General features: G+C 55.2%; 18 protein-coding genes and 1 pseudogene. 9 read left to right on the top strand and 10 right to left on the bottom strand.

Annotation, left to right across the window (positions count from 1 at the left end):
- Positions 1–34: 34 nt before the first annotated feature.
- A complete protein-coding gene (locus FLT43_RS28560) occupies positions 35–2248 on the top strand; it encodes a GH92 family glycosyl hydrolase (RefSeq protein WP_244193988.1) in 2214 nt (737 codons plus the stop codon).
- 138 nt (positions 2249–2386) lie between these two features.
- Entirely contained in the window at positions 2387–3562 is a 1176-nt protein-coding gene (locus FLT43_RS28555) for a GNAT family N-acetyltransferase (RefSeq protein WP_087440133.1), read from the top strand.
- A gap of 181 nt (positions 3563–3743) precedes the next feature.
- Here the strand turns inward: FLT43_RS28555 and FLT43_RS28550 are convergent.
- Positions 3744–3944, bottom strand: a pseudogene (locus tag FLT43_RS28550) (alcohol dehydrogenase catalytic domain-containing protein); the annotation flags it as partial.
- A 174-nt stretch (positions 3945–4118) separates the two neighbouring features.
- Here FLT43_RS28550 and FLT43_RS28545 point away from each other — a divergent pair.
- Positions 4119–4763, top strand: coding sequence for a metal-dependent hydrolase (locus tag FLT43_RS28545; protein ID WP_087440134.1), 645 nt, complete (start codon positions 4119–4121; stop codon positions 4761–4763).
- Between the two features lie 180 nt (positions 4764–4943).
- On the top strand, positions 4944–5549 hold the full coding sequence (locus tag FLT43_RS28540; protein WP_087440135.1) for a pentapeptide repeat-containing protein: 606 nt from the start codon (positions 4944–4946) through the stop codon (positions 5547–5549).
- Positions 5550–5702: 153 nt separating this feature from the next.
- Here FLT43_RS28540 and FLT43_RS28535 read toward each other — a convergent pair whose 3' ends face one another.
- From FLT43_RS28535 to fumC, 4 genes are all read right to left on the bottom strand, one after another.
- Positions 5703–6032, bottom strand: a complete 330-nt coding sequence (locus tag FLT43_RS28535; RefSeq protein WP_244193989.1) for a hypothetical protein — start codon at positions 6030–6032, stop codon at positions 5703–5705.
- A 100-nt stretch (positions 6033–6132) separates the two neighbouring features.
- Positions 6133–6525 (bottom strand): cupredoxin domain-containing protein, encoded by a 393-nt coding sequence (locus tag FLT43_RS28530; RefSeq protein ID WP_087440154.1) that lies wholly within the window; start codon positions 6523–6525, stop codon positions 6133–6135.
- A gap of 476 nt (positions 6526–7001) precedes the next feature.
- Positions 7002–8039, bottom strand: coding sequence for a glycoside hydrolase family 18 protein (locus tag FLT43_RS28525; protein ID WP_087440136.1), 1038 nt, complete (start codon positions 8037–8039; stop codon positions 7002–7004).
- Between the two features lie 146 nt (positions 8040–8185).
- Positions 8186–9562, bottom strand: a complete 1377-nt coding sequence (fumC, locus tag FLT43_RS28520; protein WP_087440137.1) for a class II fumarate hydratase — start codon at positions 9560–9562, stop codon at positions 8186–8188.
- A gap of 160 nt (positions 9563–9722) precedes the next feature.
- On the opposite strand from fumC, the gene FLT43_RS28515 reads away from it, so the two are divergent.
- The 4 genes from FLT43_RS28515 to FLT43_RS28500 all read left to right on the top strand — a co-directional run bounded on the left by FLT43_RS28515 (position 9723) and on the right by FLT43_RS28500 (position 13130).
- Positions 9723–10640, top strand: coding sequence for a DMT family transporter (locus FLT43_RS28515; RefSeq protein WP_087440138.1), 918 nt, complete (start codon positions 9723–9725; stop codon positions 10638–10640).
- A gap of 576 nt (positions 10641–11216) precedes the next feature.
- Positions 11217–11870 carry a peptidylprolyl isomerase gene (locus tag FLT43_RS28510; RefSeq protein WP_087440139.1) on the top strand — a complete coding sequence of 218 codons (654 nt, stop codon included), beginning with the start codon at positions 11217–11219 and terminating at the stop codon, positions 11868–11870.
- Positions 11871–12164: 294 nt separating this feature from the next.
- Positions 12165–12437, top strand: a complete 273-nt coding sequence (locus tag FLT43_RS28505) for a hypothetical protein (protein WP_087440140.1) — start codon at positions 12165–12167, stop codon at positions 12435–12437.
- 222 nt (positions 12438–12659) lie between these two features.
- On the top strand, positions 12660–13130 hold the full coding sequence (locus FLT43_RS28500) for a hypothetical protein (RefSeq protein ID WP_127510983.1): 471 nt from the start codon (positions 12660–12662) through the stop codon (positions 13128–13130).
- A 327-nt stretch (positions 13131–13457) separates the two neighbouring features.
- Here FLT43_RS28500 and FLT43_RS30680 read toward each other — a convergent pair whose 3' ends face one another.
- Complete coding sequence (locus tag FLT43_RS30680; RefSeq protein WP_087440143.1) at positions 13458–13709, bottom strand: hypothetical protein; 252 nt, start codon at positions 13707–13709, stop codon at positions 13458–13460.
- 7 nt (positions 13710–13716) lie between these two features.
- Here FLT43_RS30680 and FLT43_RS28490 point away from each other — a divergent pair, with 7 nt between their 5' ends.
- The gene (locus tag FLT43_RS28490) at positions 13717–14796 is read left to right on the top strand and encodes a transposase (RefSeq protein WP_115057781.1); all 1080 of its coding nucleotides are present in this window, start codon (positions 13717–13719) and stop codon (positions 14794–14796) included.
- Here the strand turns inward: FLT43_RS28490 and FLT43_RS28485 are convergent.
- From FLT43_RS28485 to FLT43_RS28470, 4 genes are all read right to left on the bottom strand, one after another.
- Entirely contained in the window at positions 14780–15859 is a 1080-nt protein-coding gene (locus tag FLT43_RS28485) for a lactonase family protein (RefSeq protein ID WP_087441241.1), read from the bottom strand. The two genes, FLT43_RS28490 and FLT43_RS28485, sit on opposite strands and share 17 nt — an antisense overlap.
- Positions 15860–16084: 225 nt before the next feature.
- Positions 16085–17884 carry an oligoendopeptidase F gene (pepF, locus tag FLT43_RS28480; protein ID WP_087441242.1) on the bottom strand — a complete coding sequence of 600 codons (1800 nt, stop codon included), beginning with the start codon at positions 17882–17884 and terminating at the stop codon, positions 16085–16087.
- A 161-nt stretch (positions 17885–18045) separates the two neighbouring features.
- Positions 18046–18753: a PIG-L deacetylase family protein gene (locus FLT43_RS28475; RefSeq protein ID WP_087441243.1), complete on the bottom strand. Its 708-nt coding sequence runs from the start codon at positions 18751–18753 to the stop codon at positions 18046–18048.
- A 17-nt stretch (positions 18754–18770) separates the two neighbouring features.
- Positions 18771–19355, bottom strand: coding sequence for a hypothetical protein (locus FLT43_RS28470; RefSeq protein ID WP_087441244.1), 585 nt, complete (start codon positions 19353–19355; stop codon positions 18771–18773).
- Between the last annotated feature and the right edge of the window lie 28 nt (positions 19356–19383).

Here is a 19383-nt window from a genome sequence, read left to right as displayed (position 1 = left end):
TAATATAACATTCATTCCGAAGGAGCGAATATATATGAGCTTACTCAAGCATGTCCATCCGCTGCAAGGCACAGACTCGGTCTACCCGTATTCGAACGGGAATACGCTGCCGCTCGTCTCGATGCCTTGGGGCATGAACGCCTGGAGCCCGCAAACGAATGAAGCCGCAGGCGGCTGGTACTTCAGCCCGCATCATAACCGGCTGGAAGGGATCCGGCTCACTCACCAGCCAAGCCCTTGGATCGGCGACTACGGCCATATGACGATGATGCCGCAGACCGGCCCGCTCAAAGTATGGGCGCCGGAGCGCTCTTCCTCGTTCCGCCGTCAGGACATGGTCGTGAAGCCGGACTACTTCAAGGTTCGCCTGCTCCGCTACGAGACGGCAATGGAGCTGACTCCAACCGCGCGCTGCGCCAGCATCCGGCTGACGTTCGACCGCCGCGACGGCGCGCGCTTCATCCTGTCGACGTTCCCTGGCGAAGCGTCGATGACGATTGATCCGGACAAGCGAACGCTGAGCGGCTATACGACGGCCAAGGCCGGAGGCACGCCGGACAACTACCGCATGCACTTCGTCATGACATTTGATTGTCCGGTCCTGGCCGATGCCAGCGGCTTGTCCGATCAGGAATACAAGGCGATCGGCAGCCTGTCTGCGACGGGCGAGCGTATCGGCGCGTATGTCGGGCTCGACGTTCCCGAGCACGGAACCGTACATGTCCGCGTGAGCACCTCGTTCATCAGCGAGGAGCAGGCGCGCATCAACCTGGAGCGCGAAATCGGCGGCCGCTCCTTCGACGAAGTCAGAAGCCTGGCGGCCGAGACATGGGAGAAGCAGCTTCGCGTCATTGAAGCCGAGAGCGAAGATACGGAACGTCTCGATACGTTCTATACCTGCTTGTACCGGACCAGCCTGTATCCGCATGCGATCCATGAATATGATGCGAACGGGAAGCAGATTCATTACAGCCCGTACAACGGCAAGATCGAAGAAGGGCCGCTCTTCGCAGACATCGGCTTCTGGGATACGTACCGCACCTCGTTCCCGCTCTATAACCTGCTCTATCCTTCGTTCGTGAACGAGATGATGCAGGGCTGGGTCAATGCCTACAAGGAAGCCGGCTGGATGCCGAAGTGGGCATCTCCCGGCGAACGGAGCATGATGCCTGGCACGCTCATCGACGTGTCCTTCGCCGATGCCGTCGTCAAGGGCAATACCGGCTTCGACGTCGAGACGGCGTTCGAAGGCTTGCTCAAGCATGCGATGACTGTATCCAGTGACAATCGCTACGGGCGCAAAGGCATGGGCGAATATTTGAAATACAACTATATGCCTGCCGACATCCATACGCACGAGAGCGTGTGCAATACGCTCGATTACGTGTACGGCGACTTCTGCATCGCCCAGATCGCGAAGCATCTTGGCCGCGAGGAGGAATACGCACAGCTCATGGAGCGCGCGAAGAACTATGCGCACCTGTTCGATCCGTCCGTCGGCTTCATGCGCGGCAAGCTTCAGGATGGCAGCTGGCTGGAGCCGTTCGATCCGACGATGTGGGGCGGACCGTATACCGAGGGCGGCGCTTACCAGAGCAGCTGGGCGGTCCAGCACGATCTGCGCGGTCTGGCCGACCTGATGGGCGGACGCGAAGCGTGCAAGCGCCAGCTCGATGCGCTGTTCGCGGCGAAGCCGGAGTTCAAGGTCGGCTCGTACGGCTTCGAGATTCACGAGATGTCGGAGATGGCGGCGATCGATTTCGGCCAGTTCGCCATCAGCAATCAGCCTAGCTTCCACTTCCCGTACATCTATGCGGCGCTCGGCTATCCGTCCTTGACGCAGCATTGGGTGCGCAAGACGATGGATGAGCTGTTCAGCGCCCGCCCGGACGGACTTCCCGGCGACGAGGACAACGGCAGCTTGTCCGGCTGGTACGTCTTCGGCGCGATGGGCTTCTATCCGCTCAGCCCGGGGGTGCCGGAATATGTGCTCGGCACGCCGCTGTTCCAGCGGATGACCGTTCATCTCGAAGACGGCACGCAGCTCGTCATCGAGGCCGGGAACAACTCGGATGTCAACAAATACGTGGCCGGCGTCCAGTTGAACGGTGCTCCGGTCGAGAAGCTGTATGTAACGCACGACCAGGTCAAAGCCGGCGGCACGCTCTCCTTCGAGATGACCGACGCGTCTGGCGCAGACAACTACGATGAGGCGGCGCTTCCGTATTCGATGTCGAAGCAAGCCTGATCCCGGCACATAGAAGAGGAACAAAGGAGCCTGTCCGAACCGATTCGGAAGGCTCCTTTTTTTGCGGTGCCGGAATACCGGAACCGCTTGCTTCCTGCCACGTCCTGGATCATAATGGAATGACAAGGAGGAGATTCGATGAACATCATTCAATTGACCGAAGCTCATTTCCCAGAAGCGCTCCGTCTGTCAGAATACGCATTTCAATATCAGGTACCGGAGCAGGAACGGGAATCGAGATTCGAGCGGCTTAATCATCTTCGCATCTTCGGCGTCGTGGAGGACGGCGAGGTGGCCGCCAAGGCGCATCTCATCCCCTTCGAGATCTATCTGGAAGGCGAGCCGCTCCGCATGGGCGGCATCGGCAGCGTTGCCACCTATCCCGAATACCGCCGTCAAGGTTATGTCAAAGGGCTGCTGACTCATCTGCTTGCCGTTATGAAGGAGGATGGGCAGACCGTATCCATGCTGCATCCGTTCTCCGTGTCCTTTTACCGCAAATATGGCTGGGAGCTGATCACTGATTACTGCCGCAGCGTCTATGCCAAATCGGATCTCGTCCCGCTGCAGCCTGCACCCAACGGCATCATACGCCGCTACTCGAAAGCGAACCATTCCGCCGATCTGGAGCAGGTGTACGATCAATTTGCCCGGCGGCATGCAGGCATGCTGAAGCGCACCACCGACCGATGGCTGCATGCGGTCTACGGGAATATGTTCGCCGCCGTCTACTATGACGAAGGCCAGAAGCCGCAAGGCTATATACTGTATGAAGTGAAGGAGTCGCGGATGAAGGTGAAGGAATTCGTTCCGCTGAACGGAGAGGCCCGCATCGGGCTGTGGAATTTCATCTGCCAGCATGATTCGATGGTCGAGCAGGTGGAACTGTGGGCCGCTCCGGACGAGCCGTTGAACTTCGCCCTGCGCAACCCGCGCATTACGAGAGATGCGACACCGCTTGTGATGGGACGCATCGTCGACGCCGAGGCGTTCCTTGCCCGCTATCCGTTCCAGTGGCAGAGCGTGGACGAGGCACTTATCCTCCATATCGATGATCCGCACGCGGAGTGGAACAATATCAGCGTCTCGCTGCAGGACGGCGACATGAAAGTCATCGCCCGCCATACAAAACCCGATGTCGTCGCGGATAATGAACTGCGGTTGTCTATCCTTGCGCTGACTACGCTTCTTTTCGGTTACCGGAGGCCGGACGAGCTGCATCAGCTTGGCATGCTCCACGGTACCGAAGCCGCGGTCGCGAAGCTGGAGCGGCTCCTTCCCCGTCTTCAGCCGTTTTTTTATGATATGTTCTAAATCTGAATTATTGGCCGGCTTGCCGGACATAAGAGAAGCCACCTTCCCGGTATACGGACAGGTGGCTTGCTTGTTGCTTATTTTGCTGTGGCGGCCGTTTTAGCGGCAAGGGCAGTCAGCACGTCCTGATTGCTCGCTTCCGGATACCAGCCCGACTCCACGGCCATGTCGAAATTGTAGTTTCTTCCACGATGCCCATCGGCTCATGGCCGATAATATATCCGTCAGGCAGTGGAATATTGCCTTGATACAAATGCAGATCCGATCCTCAAATCGCTGTCGACGTTATACGAATCACGATATCGTCCGGTTTCTCGATGCGCGGGTCTTCCACCTGCTTCACTTCGACCTTTTTCGGACCCTGGTACGTAACCGCTCTCATGTCGACCCTCCATTCCAAGTTTCCAGCCTTTTCATAATGTCCAAACCCTCCCTGCTTTTTATACCTTGTCCAGAAGCGGCAATTCGGTCCGCTGCTGGTTGCCCCAAGGAACGAAAGCAAGTATAATCAGGGGTACGCAAACATATGTTTGCAAGGGAATCAGAGGAGGTTATCATGAAAGGCTCAACACATCTTGCTATCGGAACCGCAATCGGCACGGCTGCGGCAATCTATTATCCGTTCAGCTGGAAGCATGCCGCCCTGTATGTCGCGGTCTCGGCCTTCTCCGCTTTAAGCGCGGATCTGGACGGCCCCTCGCTGCTTAGCAGCAAGCTGGGCAAGCTGTCGAAGCTGCTTCATGAGCTGCTGACATGGACCGGAGGGCTGCTTGTCTCGGCCGTCCTGATTCTGTATGCCGTGTATGGAATCGAGTACCGGGAATGGACCATCATCTCCGTCGTTCTTCTGCTTACCGGCTTTATCGCCAAGGAAGGAGCCATTCGCAATGGCCTGGTCAGCTTGGTAGGCTGCGCACTTATTTATTCCGGCTGGACATCGGACCGGTATTGGCTCACCGGACTCGGGCTGTTCATCACGATCGCTCCCTGGCTCCGCCATCGGGGGCTGACGCATACGGTATGGGCTGCCTGTGCTTGGGGTTACATAGGATTGGGACTTGAGCATGAGCTGGAGTTAGACGGGATCGCCGCTGTCGCCACGGCCGGGTATATGTCCCATCTCATCGCGGATACGCTCACGCCGCGCGGCGTCAAATGGCTGTACCCGCTCTGGGGCAAGTCGTTCAAGCTTCGGTTGTAAGCAGGCCGAGTATGATGGGGGCAGCCGGCGAGCTAGCCCGAATTTGTAACGGTAACACGGAACGATATCGCATTGCCTGATGGCGGCAATCTTGGTACGATGAATAATAATCAGGTTAGCAACGAACTTGTCCGTAGAAAATTTCGCTTCAGGCAAACAGTTATTGGAGGCTTCATTGCGATGTATCAATATGTTGACCAGCACTATGAAGGCGTTGATTTCAGCCATGCTGATCTGCGGGACGGCGAGCTGCGGAACTGCGTCTTCACCAACTGCCGCTTCCGCAGCACCGGCATGGAGGAAGCATGGACTTCGGGCTGCCAGTTCATCGATTGCGACTTTACAGGCTCCAATCTGAACGGTTCCATTCATACGCGCAGCGCATTCACCAACTGCCGCTTCGCCAGCGTCAATCTGTTCGCCTCCAAGTTCGAGGAATGCAAAATGGTCGGCACCGATTTCGCCAATGCGAACTGGGACGGAATTACGATAGTCGGGGGCGATTGGTCGTACACCCATATGCGGCATGCGAATCTCACCAAGCAGAAGCTGCGCGGCGTGCGGCTGATCGAGGCCGACTTGTCGGAATGCCGGCTCGATAAAGCGGATTTGCGGGACGCCGATCTTACGCACGCGATGCTGACGAAGGTATCCTGGAAAGGCGCCGATCTGCGCGGAGCCAATCTCGAGGGGATTAATTGGAAAGGGCTCGATATTCAGGGCGTGCGTCTTGATAGCGGACAAGCCGTCGCCTTCGCCCGCTCCCATGGCGCCAAGATCGACTAGCTTCCACCGCGTCCGGCAGGGAACGGCCAAGTGTGGAGCTGGCGAAATACTACCGCTCAACCCGCTTCATAGCGGCAGGAGCCGATGATCGGACAAAGCAGCTCACAGGAGCTGCTTTGTTCTCTATCGGAAGCTTTCGCTTCATATGATGGCTTACCAATCCCATGGCCCCTTGACGATGCCCATCATCTGACCCAGCCAGACGATGGCCGTAGCCTTCTGCGGCTCCAGCGAATCTCGGGTGCATGCTGATTCAGGCGAGTAGGACGGGTAATCCTTCAAGTGCTTGAGAGCGCCCTCCGCCAAATTGTTGGTGACTTCCGCCCGGTCGTAGCACGGAGGCGTAATATACGTCTGATAGGTATGTTCCAAGATAATCCGGGTTGAAGCCGGAGGATGAAGCGTCACCGGAACGACGAAGAGCGCCCCAATAACAATCGCGGCCGCAATGACGGCAATCCAGCCTTTTTTCCGAGACAACATATTCCCTCCTTAGGCGATGACAGCGGCATCCAACAAAGAAACGCACAGCCTCCCCGCAGACAGGCCATGCGTTGTGTTGAACCATTCATCCGGATTCCGATTACTCGACGATAATTTTGCCGACCATATCGTTATGGCCGGAGCCGCACATAATCGAGCATTTGAACTCGTATGTTCCTTCTTTGTCAGCCACGAATTCGGTTGTGCCCGGCTGATCGAGCTTCACGTTCAAATCCGGGATCTCCACGCCATGAATGCCTTGCTCGTTCTCGAATGTAAGCTTGACGGTCTGACCCTTCTTGACCCGAATCTCGGTCTGATCGAATTCGAAGTTTTTGGCCTTCAGCGTTACCGCCTGCACATCGCCGGAAGATGCTGCCGGAGCCGATCCTTCATTGTTGGATGCACCCGCATCCTTGTTCCCTCCGCCGCAGGCAGCCAACGAGACAGCCATCAGCATTGTTATTGCCGCGAGAGCAAATTTCTTGTTCACCACAAAGACCTCCTTATCCAATTGACTCGTTCCTAACGTCCAAGAGCGTGAGCTCTTGGCGAACAGCCGCTTGTCGAACAGGACAATGGCAAGAAAGAGAAAAATAGCGACCAGCAAAATGAAAACGGAAACAATAAACATCAGCAACGCAGCGTCCGTCATTTGTCATGTTGATGCGATCTGAAAACTTCCTCATTTTCTCTCCCTCATCAACCAGTATAGCTATAATTTAGATCACGAATATGGACGTATTATGAACGGAAGGTGAACGATATTTGAACTTATGGTGACAAAATGTTCCTTTTCCACTTTCAATGCCGCCTCCCAGGCTCCTCGCTTCGCGGTGCATTCCCTTATCCATAGATCAAAAACAGCAGCGAACCCAATTAGATTCGCCGCTGCATCTCTGCCTTTTTCCTTGTCCTCGATATACACCGGACCGGCATATGCCGAGCCGGCGCCTTCAATTGTCCTGATTAGCCCCTGAACCCGTTGTACATCGCGCTTAGCAGCGTACCCGTCTTGTCGCAGCTGTACTCCCAGAACATGATGCCTCTCAGATTCTGTTCTTGAATATAGCTGCACTTGCACGCCAGCGACTCTTCGTCATCATACGTAATGAAGGTGCTGCCGTCGAACAGATACGGCGCCTTCGCTTCGTCATCCCAGTAGCGGGTGAAGCCGTTGCGGTTGATATATTCTTCCGCGAGACGGGAGTAATCCGGCCCATAGCCGCCGGATCCCGGGGTCATTTGCAGATAGCCGTTATTGGCGGCAGGAACATCCTTCCACATTCTCGAATAGAAGGCGGCGCCAATGACGATTTTCTCGCGCGGCACGCCCGCATTCGTGAAGAGACGAACCGATGCGTCCACGCTGATGCGGAACAGGTCTCCCGTCGATGCATACAGATTGGTGTGGTGACCGGTCAAAGTCTGGAATCCGCCGCGCATATCATAGGTCATCAATTGAATGAAATCGAGGTACGATTGTACCTTATCCATCTCGGTTCCATCGATGTAATACTGGTCGGCTCCGGCGGCAATCGTCAGCAAATAGGGACGGCCATCAGCTCGCCCTTGTCTATCGATGGCTTCTCTCGTCTCCTGCAGCAGCAGCGTGAAATTCTGCTTGTCCGCCGGACTGGATTGAATTCCCGCCTCCGAATAGCATGGATACTCCCAATCAAGATCGATCCCGTCGAAGGGGTAGTTCCGCAAAATCTCAACCGCAGACTCCGCGAACTTGCGGCGGCCTTCCGCAGTGGACGCTGCCTCGGAGAACCCGCCGGCGCCCCAGCCGCCAACCGACAGAATCACTTGGAGCCCCGGGTTATATTCCTTCAATTGAGCAATCGAGCCAAGATTTTTCAAATGCGCAACCGTTATGCGATCTTCCTTCACGTAGCCGAACGCCACATTCAAATGCGTCAATCTCGCCGCATCCACCGGGGTAATCTCCGGCAGAACACCATCCACCGCATAACCGGCCAATATGTATTTATGAGCTGTCATTTCTCTCATTCCTTCCAGGTGCGTTTATCGATATCATCATACCACAGGCGATGCCGGTTGAACGTCCAAAATGTTATGAAAAGAACCGCCTGAATGTTCTTTTGCCCATCGGCCGGAACGATCAGGCAGTTCCCTCCCTGACTTCATCAGACCATCGATTGCGGCTTCACGATATCATCGAACTGCTCCTCCGTAAGCAGACCGGTGCGAAGGGCCGCTTCCTTCAGCGTCAGCCCCTCCTGGTGCGCAAGCTTCGCGATCGCCGCCGCCTTCTCGTAGCCGATATGCGGGTTAAGCGCAGTCACAAGCATTAACGACTGCTCCAGATTGCGTTGGATCACCTTGCGGTTCGGTTCAATGCCGACGACGCAATGGTCATGGAACGATTGCATCGCATCCCCCAGCAGCTTCGCTGACTGCAGGAAGTTGTATATAATAACCGGTTTGTATACATTCAACTCAAAATTGCCCTGGCTAGCCGCCATCCCGATCGTGACATCGTTGCCCATCACCTGACAGACAACCATCGTAAGCGCCTCGGCTTGCGTCGGATTCACCTTGCCGGGCATAATCGAGCTCCCCGGTTCATTCGCCGGAATGAGAATCTCTCCAATTCCGCATCGCGGACCGCTTGCCAGCCAGCGCACATCGTTCGCAATCTTCATCAGATCGGCCGCTAACGCCTTCAACGCGCCATGGAGATGCACGATCTCGTTATGACTGGTCAGCGACTGGAACTTGTTCCGGGCCGTGATGAACTCACGCGCTGTCGCCTTGCTCAGCTCCCTGGCCATCAATGGCCCGAACTTCGAATGCGCGTTCAGCCCAGTGCCGACCGCCGTTCCGCCAATCGCCAGCTCCAACAGGGCGCTGGAGCTCTCAATAATGTACTCCTCGCACTTCTCCAGCATCCGGTGCCATCCGCTGATCTCCTGCCCCAGCGTAAGGGGCGTCGCGTCCTGCAAATGCGTCCGTCCAATCTTGATCACATCGCGGAACTGCTTCGATTGGTTAAGCAGCGTGCTCTTCAGCTGATGCAGTATCGGCAGCACTTGATCCTCCACCGCGATGAAGGCGGCGATATGCATCGCCGTCGGGAACGTATCATTCGAGCTCTGCGAACGGTTGACATCATCATTCGGATGCACCCGCATACCGCTTCCCTGTTCGGCCAGCAGCTCATTGGCCCGGTGGGCAATCACCTCATTGACGTTCATATTCGTCTGAGTGCCGCTTCCCGTCTGCCATACCACCAGCGGAAAATGATCATCATACCGGCCGTCCAGCAGTTCTTGGGCTGCCGCAGCGATCGCCTCGCCCTTCTCCTTCTCCAGCTGTCCGAGCTCGCCATTCACGCGGGCGGCACATTGCTTAGTCAAGGCCAGCGCGTAAATAACTTCGCGCGGTATCTTCTCCGCGCCGATTTTGAAGTTCTCCAGGCTGCGCTGAGTCTGGGCCCCCCACCGCTTATCCGCAGGAACCTGCAATTCGCCGAATGTGTCCCGTTCCACCCGAACATCCATCGGACTCACCTCCATTTGATTACACTCTCGTTTCTCATTTCTTACAGCCAAAACGCCCTGCTCGAAACTCTTTTCGCCCCCCCTTTATTGTTCCTTCCAAATGCGCTATACTAGCTGATCGTGACAACCAAGATAAATAACCTACGAGGTGCATAAACTGATGTCTGTCCGAAAATCATCTCATCTTCATCTGCTTCTCATTGTCGGAATTATCGCAATCTCCTTTTCCGCCATTTTCGTCAAATGGTCGGAAGCGCCCGCTTCAATTATTGCCATGTATCGTCTGTTGCTCACGAATCTCGTGCTGCTGCCCTGGGCGTTCGCTTATCGTGCGGAATGGCGCGCCGTTCGCAGCAAGGACTGGCTGCGCATGGGGATGTCCGGCCTGTTCCTGGCGATCCATTTCCTGCTCTGGATGGAATCGCTTCGGCATACGACCGTGGCGAGCTCGACAATGATCCTGTCCTTAGAGCCTATTCTTGTCATGCTCGGTTCATTCTGGCTGTTCAAGCAGCGGACGACGCCAGCGGCCTTGGCCGGGATCGTTATCGCCATCTTCGGCGTCTTGCTGATCGGCTGGGGCGATCTCCGCTTATCGGGACAAGCGCTGTACGGCGATCTGCTGTCCGTGCTCGGAACCGTTGCTGTCGTCGTACATATGCTGCTTGGCCAAGATTTACGCCAACGCATCTCATCCTATGTATATAATTTTACCGTCTTTTTCGTCGCCGGAGCCGTTCTTGCCCTCTATAACATTGGGGCCGGCTTTCCGATGACCGGCTACCCTTCACGCGAGTGGCTCTTATTCCTGCTGATGGCGCTCATTCCGACGGTGCTCGGTCATATGCTTTTCAACTGGCTGCTGAAATATGTCAGCGCCACCTCCATCTCCATGAGCGTACTGGGCGAACCGGTCGGAGCCAGCCTGCTGGCCTGGATTCTGCTCGGCGAGATGATGACGGCGCTCCAGGCATCCGCCTGCGTCCTGCTCATTGCCGGCGTATGGATATTCCTTCAATACGACAAACCTAGAGAGGCGGACGCACCGGCTGCGGAGGCGAGCCTGTCGCCGAAATAGTCAAGGCTCGGGGCCGGAACATACCGTTCCGCCCCGACCTGCGGCTTTGTTTCGCTGACAGGCGGTTTCCTTTACTGCTTGTCGTTATTCACTCCTTTTGCTCGCTATCCCATCGCTTCAGCAACAGATGAGCCGGGCGGTCCTTCACTCATTATCCCCTTAACTCAGCGTTACGCGAGAGACGCGCACTTATGATACGTGTCCGTCTGCCAGTGGACGTTCGAGGTTGAACTCATGATACTGCCGCTCCCCCTTCTCCAAAGCATTGCAAACTGAGTCGAGGGGAGAATGGACAAAAGGGACGGAATACCACCACCCTGTCGCGACATAGCCGTTCATCAACGAACTTCATCTCATTTCATCCGGATATCCCTTTAACCCCAATAAGTCTCGCCGTCTCTCTTCACCCGCCTGCAGCTTGCAACTTGCCCGCCAAAGCAGCAAGAGTCGCCACGAAATAATGTCCTCACTCCGTTCCCCCCGGCTGACGGGCCTACTGTTTGCTCTTGCACCCATTCGATGGCATACTGTAAAGTATGAGATATTTTCATAGCAAGAGGTAGGAGGAATGAATGCATGAGACGCAATAACAGACAGCGCACAGGCTTGACCCTCATGGCCCTGCTCATCATTTCCATGATGGTCGTCGCGGGCTGCGGCAGCAAAGCCGGCAACGCGAGCGGCGCAGACAGCGCCAAGCATCCGCTTGTCACGATTGAGATGGAGAGCGGCAAGAAGATTGAAGTGGAATTGTATCCGGACACCGCTCCGAACACCGTCAACAACTTCATCTCGTTAGTGAACAAAGGCTTTTATGACGGACTTATCTTCCATCGGGTCATTCCCGGCTTCATGATCCAGGGCGGCGATCCGCAAGGAACAGGAATGGGCGGACCAGGATATAGTATCAAGGGCGAGTTCTCATCGAATGGCGTAACCAACGATCTGCAGCATACGGAAGGAGTTCTCTCGATGGCCCGTTCAATGGATCCCGATTCGGCCGGCTCACAATTCTTCATTATGGATGCGGATGCCCCTCATCTGGACGGACAATATGCCGCATTCGGCAAAGTGACTTCCGGTATCGAGACGGTTCATGAGATTGCCAACGTGAACCGGGATGCGACTGACCGACCAGTGGAGGACCAGAAGATTAAGAAAATCACGGTAGATACGTTCGGCGTTGAGTATAAGGAGCCGGAGACGATCAAGGAACCGGAAAGTAAATAAGCAGGCTGCAGAACCCCCTCTGGTACAATCCATTGGGGGTTCGCTCCGTTGTAGGAGCCATCCCAATTGCCCTGGATCCGTTTCGGCAACGGTCCCGACAACAGGTTCTATTCATTGCAGGGACGTGGTCGGTAAATGGTAAACTGTGTTTAATTATCAAACTATAAGCCCTCCCATTTCATAAAAAGCAAGAATAGAATAGGACAAGTTCTCTTTATTCATGGCCTTGCTCCGGGTAAAAGAGAAACGAAAAGGGATATAAAATCAAAAGTCAGGAGGAAAAGGGGGCTAGTTGTGTCTATAATCCAAATTGTTGGTACCGAGCTGCCGAGCACAGCCTGCGGTGATGTACGCACGATCGAGCTTCTTCCGGTTGTGGGTTGGACATTTAACTACAATATTAACAGCGATATCATTTTGACTACATTGACCGGAGGCGGGACAGCGAATGCCATTAATTCAATGGCCGTCATCCAAACAACGGCTTCGGCAGCTTCTTCCGTAAAAATCGAAACGGTGAATGCTCTTCGATATACACCTGGATACGCAGCTTATGGGGGTGGGTGATGATCTAGACGGTTTTTTCTTTGGCTACAACGGGAGCTCCTTTGGAATCTTGAGGCGGCAAAATGGAACGGATAACTGGATTCCGCAGTCAGCCTGGAACAATGACACGTTTGACGGAAACGGGCGCAGCGGCGTGGCTTTAAATGCGACCCAAGGAAATGTCTATTCCATTCAATATCAATGGCTTGGAACATGGTCATTCGGACCAGTTCAGCCATCGGGATGATTGAAGGCAATGGGGCTACAAACGCAGTTACGACACGCAACTCCTTCAACAATACAAAATTATTAACCGACACTTCTTTGACATCCATTTTTACCTTACGAAATAATGCATCCTTCCAATCAAAGCAAAACCGGGTGCGCGTTCGGCTCGACTTTCTATCGCTTCTCGGGACGGCGAACCAGAACATATTTTATACCATTGTAAAAAATGCCACACTCGGAGGAACCCCGTCTTTTACGAATATTTCACCTAACACCAGCGTAATCTCCGTGGATGTGTCCGGCACATCAGTAACGAACGGCACAACCTTGATTACCTTTGCCGCCCAAAGTCCCGGCTCGGCGCAAATCCCTCTGTCTGAATTGGAGATCGAGATAAACCCTGGCGACACTTTTACATTTGCCGCGCAGTCTACCGGTGCAACAACTAGTGCAAGCGCAGCCATTTCATGGTTAGAATTGTGGTAGACGACAAGGGGCTGTCCAGAAAGTCAGTGAAAACTGACTTCTGGACGCCCCGTTTTAGTTGAATATGAAAAATGTACACAAAAAACCGTCTTTTCCTGTAAAATGAAAGTTACCACACAATCATTCAAAAAAGGACGGTTTTTTATGCGTAATCTGACGACTACTACTGAACAGTATACCATGCAATTGACACTTCCTCTAGGGGATGTGGAAGAAAAAACGGTTTCCAAACGAAAACTTGCTCCCACCTTTAAAGCCTACGATAACAAGCAGATGCACATGATTTTGGATCTGGGGGCACTATCCCCGACCATCATGTGGCCCGCATCATTGATGAGATGATTGAAGCCATCTTTCTTGCAGTAGGGCGGCTGCTTCTTCGAGTCTTGCAGGAAGTTCATCGGGGGCTTGCGCCGCGTTTTCGTCGGCTTCTTGCCGCGTGAGCGTATGAATATGCGCAAGGGTCGCCTGCACCTTTTGCTTGAGCTTCTCTTCGAAGTGAAGGGTGGATTTTTTCCACACAAAAGAATACTTGTTAGCATCAGCTTCGATCTTCGTGCCGTAGGTGGAGGTTTTCACCGAACAAATGGCTCAGGCAAACGACAGCGAAGCGAGGAAGGCCTTACGCAAAGAGCGCAGTGCCCTGAAGCAGCCACTGAAACAAATTCGGGAGGACTTTCTTCCTCGGCTCGCCAAGTATGAGCAGCAAAAGGCGTGCTTTGGCGATCGCAACAGCTACTCCAAAACAGAACCGGACGCCACGTTTATGCGGATGAAGGAAGACCACATGAAGAATGGTCAGCTGAAACCGGGTTACAATGTGCAAATGGCGACAGAAAACCAGTTCGTTTTATTTTACAGCATCCACCAGCGTCCCACCGACACGCGTTGCTTCATCCCGCATATGGAGCGATTGGCTGCGTCTACTTTGCCGATGCCCAAAACGGTGATTGCTGATGCAGGCTATGGCAGCGAGGAAAATTACTTGTATGCAGTGGGGGAAGAAAAACAGCCACACTTTGATTTTCTCATTCCTTACGGCAGTTATATGAAAGAGAAAACGCGTCGCTACAAGAAGGACATCCGGCATGCCTCCAACTGGACGTATGAAGAGCACGATGACCGATTTATTTGCCCGAATGGCCAGTACGTTCGCTTTAAGAAATACCAAACGAAGAAAAACGCGTCTGGCCTGGAGCAAAGCTTCAAAATTTATGAATGTGAAGATTGCAGTGATTGTCCACTCAAGGCAAGCTGCACCAAGGCCAAGGGGAACCGCCAGGTACACTGGAATACGATCTGGGAAGAATTAAAAGCAAAGGCCAAAAAAGCCCTTGAGGATGACGAGAGATCCGCGATCTATGCTCGGCGTAAAGTCGAGGTAGAAAGCGTATTTGGTCACATCAAGGGCAATCGCTCGTTCCGTCGGTTCTCCTTGCGAGGGATGGAGAAGGTGCACACCGAATTTGGGATTGTGGCTTTGGCCCACAATCTACTGAAGGTGGCGGGCATCCGCCTCGTTACGTTCCTGCAAAAGCGAAAGAACAAAAAAAGTTGGACGGAAAACCTTACGTTTTCTCGCCCAACTTTTTATTTTGGGGACTTATTAGACAGCCCCTTGTCCTTATTCACATGCTTTCCAAAACACCCTACAGGTAAAAAATAACCGGCTTGACGCAGACCGGCTTCGAGGCCTCAACGGTCTTCCCGGTAAAGGCGAGCTTGCCGGTCGCCTTGTCCACGCGGAACAGAACCAGATTGTTCGTATCCCGGTTCGCCGCAATCAGGTAACGTCCGCCCGGTGTAAGCGCGAAATGACGCGGATGCTCCCCTTCGACAGACACATGCTCTACTAGCGTCAACGTTCCTGCCGCCGTGTCGATCGCATAGACGGCGATGCTGTCGTGACCGCGGTTCGAGCCGTACAGATAGGCTCCGTCCTCCGATACCGCAATCTCCGCACACGAATTCTCCCCGCTGAAGCCGGGAGGAAGCGTCGGCACTGTCGCTATCAGATGCAGCTTCCCCTGATCCGCATCATAATGATAAGACGTAATCGAAGAATCCAGCTCATTGATGACAAAAGCGAGCTTCCCGTTCGGATGGAAAGCCATATGGCGCGGACCTGCTCCCGGTTGAGCGGCTGTCTCGCCATGGAACTGCAGCTTGCTGCGTTCCTTGTCGATCGTATAGGCCCGAATTCGATCGATGCCTAAGTCCGGCACGAACAGATACCGCTCGTCCGGGCTGAAAAAGACGGAGTGCGGATGCGGCTTCTCCTGCCGCTCGGCATTCGGCCCGTGCCCTTCATGCTGCTGAACGTCCAGCTGTTCGCCGATGCGGCCGTCCGTTGTCAGCGCAACGAGCGCGATCCGTCCGCCATGATAGCTCGCCACGACGATATGGTTGCTGCCGGAATCGCGCTGAATATGGCAGGTCGGCGCATCGACCGTGAAGGAGCGGTTCAACAGTTCCAGCTTGCCTGCCGCCGGATCGATGGCATAAGCGGCCGCCTCCCCTGTCTTGCCTCCTTCTCCATTTGTGCCTTCCACAATCGAATATAACCGGCGGCCTTCCGCATCCAGATTCACAAAGGTTGGATTCCGAAGACCGGATACTTCATCTGTCAATGTCAGCGATTCATTCTGTTCGTCGAACTCGTACACATAGACCCCGCTGCCGGAGCCGTCTGCATAGGAACCGACAAAAACAAGCATGCGTTCTGCCATGTTGTCTTCCTCCTTGTCACATCCTGTTACTTGTCCATTGTTCTAATGTACACTTATCCGCGGCGGCAAATCAATAGCCGAAGCAAGTTCCTCCCCTGATGCTAGGATGCAAGCTAGGGCGACGAAAGTGCATCATGAAACGGCGCGTTCTGTATGTCCCTGTCAATAAGCAGCGATGTCCCCCGCTTGCCGGGAGACATCGCTTCTGTTCATCACTCAATTCGATTAAGACAATCTCTCCAGTTCATCGACAAGCGTGCCGACATAAGCGACGGCTTCCTCGATCGCTGCCGGGCCTGACATATCGACGCCGGTAATCTTGATAAGGTCGAGCGGCTTCAACGTGCCGCCGGCCTTAAGCGCCTGGAGCCAGCGATCGACGGCCGGCTGGCCTTCCTCCTGGATCATCCGCGCGGCGGCGGTGGATACCGTCAACCCTGCGGAATACGTGTATGGATACAGGCCCATGTAGTAATGCGGTTGACGCATCCACGTCAGATGAGCGCCCTCATCCAGCTCCACGGCATCACCCCAGAACTTGGCGAGGACAGCGCCTTTTTGCTCGGACAGCGTCTTCGCGGTAAGCGGCTCATTGGCGGAAGCGAGATCATATACGCGGCGCTGCATCTCCCCTTCGAGCAGATGCGTCACAAAGTTATGATAGTATGTGCTCAACATTTGTTGAATGACCCATCTCTTCATCCGGTTGTCCGACGATTGCTTCATGATGTGCTGGGCCAGCAGCATCTCGTTCATCGTCGACGGCGCTTCGATGAAGTACATCGCCGGACGGTATGTCGCATACGGCTGGTAGCGGCCGGCAAGCGCGAAGTGGCCGGCATGGCCCAGCTCATGCGCCAGCGTGAACGCCCCGCGCATATTGTCCGCCCAGGAGATGAGGATATACGGATGCGCCCCATACGGCGACGAACAGAACGCGCCGGTCGATTTGCCGATATTGTCGGCGGAATCAATCCAGCGATTATTTAACGCATCACTCATAATCTGGCCGTATTCCGGACCGAGCACCTCCAGCGATTCGGCAATCAGCTTTCCTGCCTCTTCGATCGAGATATGCGGATTGTACTCCGGATCGAGCGGCGCCTTCAGATCGCAGAACATCATTTTGTCGAGCCCGAGCTCGCGCTGCTTCAGCTTGGCGTAGCGCCGCATGTGAGGTGCCAATTGCTCCTGGATAATGTCCAAAATATGATGGTACATCTCAAGCGTGACTTCCTGCGGCTGCAGCAGCATCTCCGTTACGGAGTTATATTTGCGCAGGCGGGACAGGACCACCTGCTTCTTCACTTCTGTCGCATACGTCTGGGCGAACGTATGTTGGTAGGCTTTGAGCGTCTCCGAAAAGGAGGCGTACGCAGCGCGGCGCAGCGTATGATCGGGAGACATTTCATACTTGCCTTCGTACAGGGCGAACGAGACCGGCCACTTCGTTCCGTCTCCTGATTCCACGTCCGCGAATGACATGTCCGACAGCTTGCTGCGCAGATAGATGCGGTGCGGGGCGCCGAAGAGCTCGCCCAACGACGCGAAAGCGGCTTCCGTCTCCGCGGACAGGCGATGCGGCTTTGTCTCGAGCAGATCGGTCAGCCCTTTGCGGTAAACAGCAAGCTTCGGCTCTTCCTCCAGGAACCGATCCACCGTGCTGTCCGGGAGCGCCAAAATCTCGGACGAGATAAAAGATAATTGCGAATTGACTTGCGACAGCACATCGCCCGCGATGCTGGAGTTCGCCTGATTATCCGGATCCGTACCGTCACCAGCCTGCTGCAGATGCGCATATGTATGGGCCCGTGACATCCGTACAACGAGCGCATCCCGCGCCTCGAGACAGGCAAGCAGCGAAGCTGCGCTCTCGCCCAGCTTTCCTTCATACCGGGTGACCTCGGCCACATCCTTTTGAATCTTCATCAATTCTTCTTTCCATGCTTCCTGACTTGAAAACAGATCGCTCAAATTCCATGTCTTCTCGTTCGGCACTTCAGAACGTTTCGGTCTTGCTTGCATGCGATCAACTCTCCTTTTTTCCATAAAATAGAATATCCACTCTATCCTGAATACGATGGTATCACAAAACGGACACAAATAGAGCCGATCCTTTGAAAAAAGAAAGACACTCCCCGGCTTGATTCCGAGGAGCGCGCATGTCGTACACCGTTCCAAAGCTATCATTCTTCATGTAAGCCATCCAGCAGCGAGCGCTCCCGGACCGTCGGGCGATGCACGCCCCGCTCCCATACGAGCGCGAACGACTCCCCGCGCATCCGTTCATTCGCAGGCAGTGCCTGCAAGTCGCCGAATACACGCTCGACCGACAAGATTTGAGATTCGTGGGCACGCAGCGCCGCTGCCTTCATCTCCCAATATGGTGCGGCCTCCAGGCTGATAGCCGAACCCGCCCCCGCTTCGGGACCCATCAGTAGCATATTGTAGTACAGCTTCTGTACAGTCGGGCAGAGCCCGCTCCATACCGCCTCGTTAACAGCATGATGGATGGCGATATGATCCGGATGCCCGCTGATTCCGTCCTCGGGAAAGGTGACGACGACCGCAATACGGTGCCTGTTGAGGAATGCGGCAATCTTCGCGACAAGCTCGCTGCGCGGGACGGATGACAATTGTCCGTCCGGATAGCGCAGCAGCTCGATGTCCGCCAAGCCCATAATCGCGCCGGCCGCAGCCAATTCCCGCTCCCGCCGGGCTGCCAGCTCGTCCCGGGTCATCGGGCCAAGCCGGCCTGGCTTCCCCGCCTCTCCGCTCGTGGCCGTAAGCAGGGCGGCGGAGACGCCATGATCCGCCAGGGAGCGGATCAGGCAAGCGCATCCGAACGTCTCGTCGTCCGGATGCGCATAAATAAATCCGACGGTATGTGTCAACGCAGTTCAGCTCCTGTTCAAGTTCTATCCGAATACGTAACATTATAACGGAGCTGGATGCGGCGCCACAACCTTCGCCAGGCTTCCCTGCCGTAAATGCCAGCGCCCAATGTATGCTGCAGCGCTTCTGCGACGACCTCGTCGGGGAGCGAGTAGCTCATCGGGACCTTGCTCAGCAATTGGCTCCACAACATGTCATCCGCCGGCTGCGGCTCGGCCTGGACAGGTTCTGACGACGGTAGATGCGGAATCGCTTCTGCTTCTGCATCCGGGGCCGGGACGCTATGTGCCGCTTCGGAAGCCGGCGGCGGTGATGGCGCTTCTTCAGCGGGTGGAGGCAGCGATGCATTCAAGACTTCCTCCTGAGTCGCGGAATCCGGGGCGGTTCTCCCGCTGCGCGATGGCTGAAGCGGAGGCACTCTCCGCTTCAGCCGCTCCCCGATGGCCAGGCGCCAGCCGCGATTGCCTGGCGTGCGCCGGGACTTGTGGCGCAGCCTCCGCCTGGCGCTAGCTCGCATCACCATCCTTTTCTTCCCCGCCGTCATCCTCGGACGGGCCCCTCCTGCTCTTTTGCGGCCGATCGTGCTTGTCAGCTTTGGCATAGTATGCGGCACCTCCATCCATCAATCT

The sequence above is a fragment of the Paenibacillus thiaminolyticus genome, from assembly GCF_007066085.1.
Taxonomy (GTDB): Bacteria; Bacillota; Bacilli; order Paenibacillales; family Paenibacillaceae; genus Paenibacillus_B; species Paenibacillus_B thiaminolyticus.
This window is presented reverse-complemented; position numbering and strand designations above follow the sequence as displayed.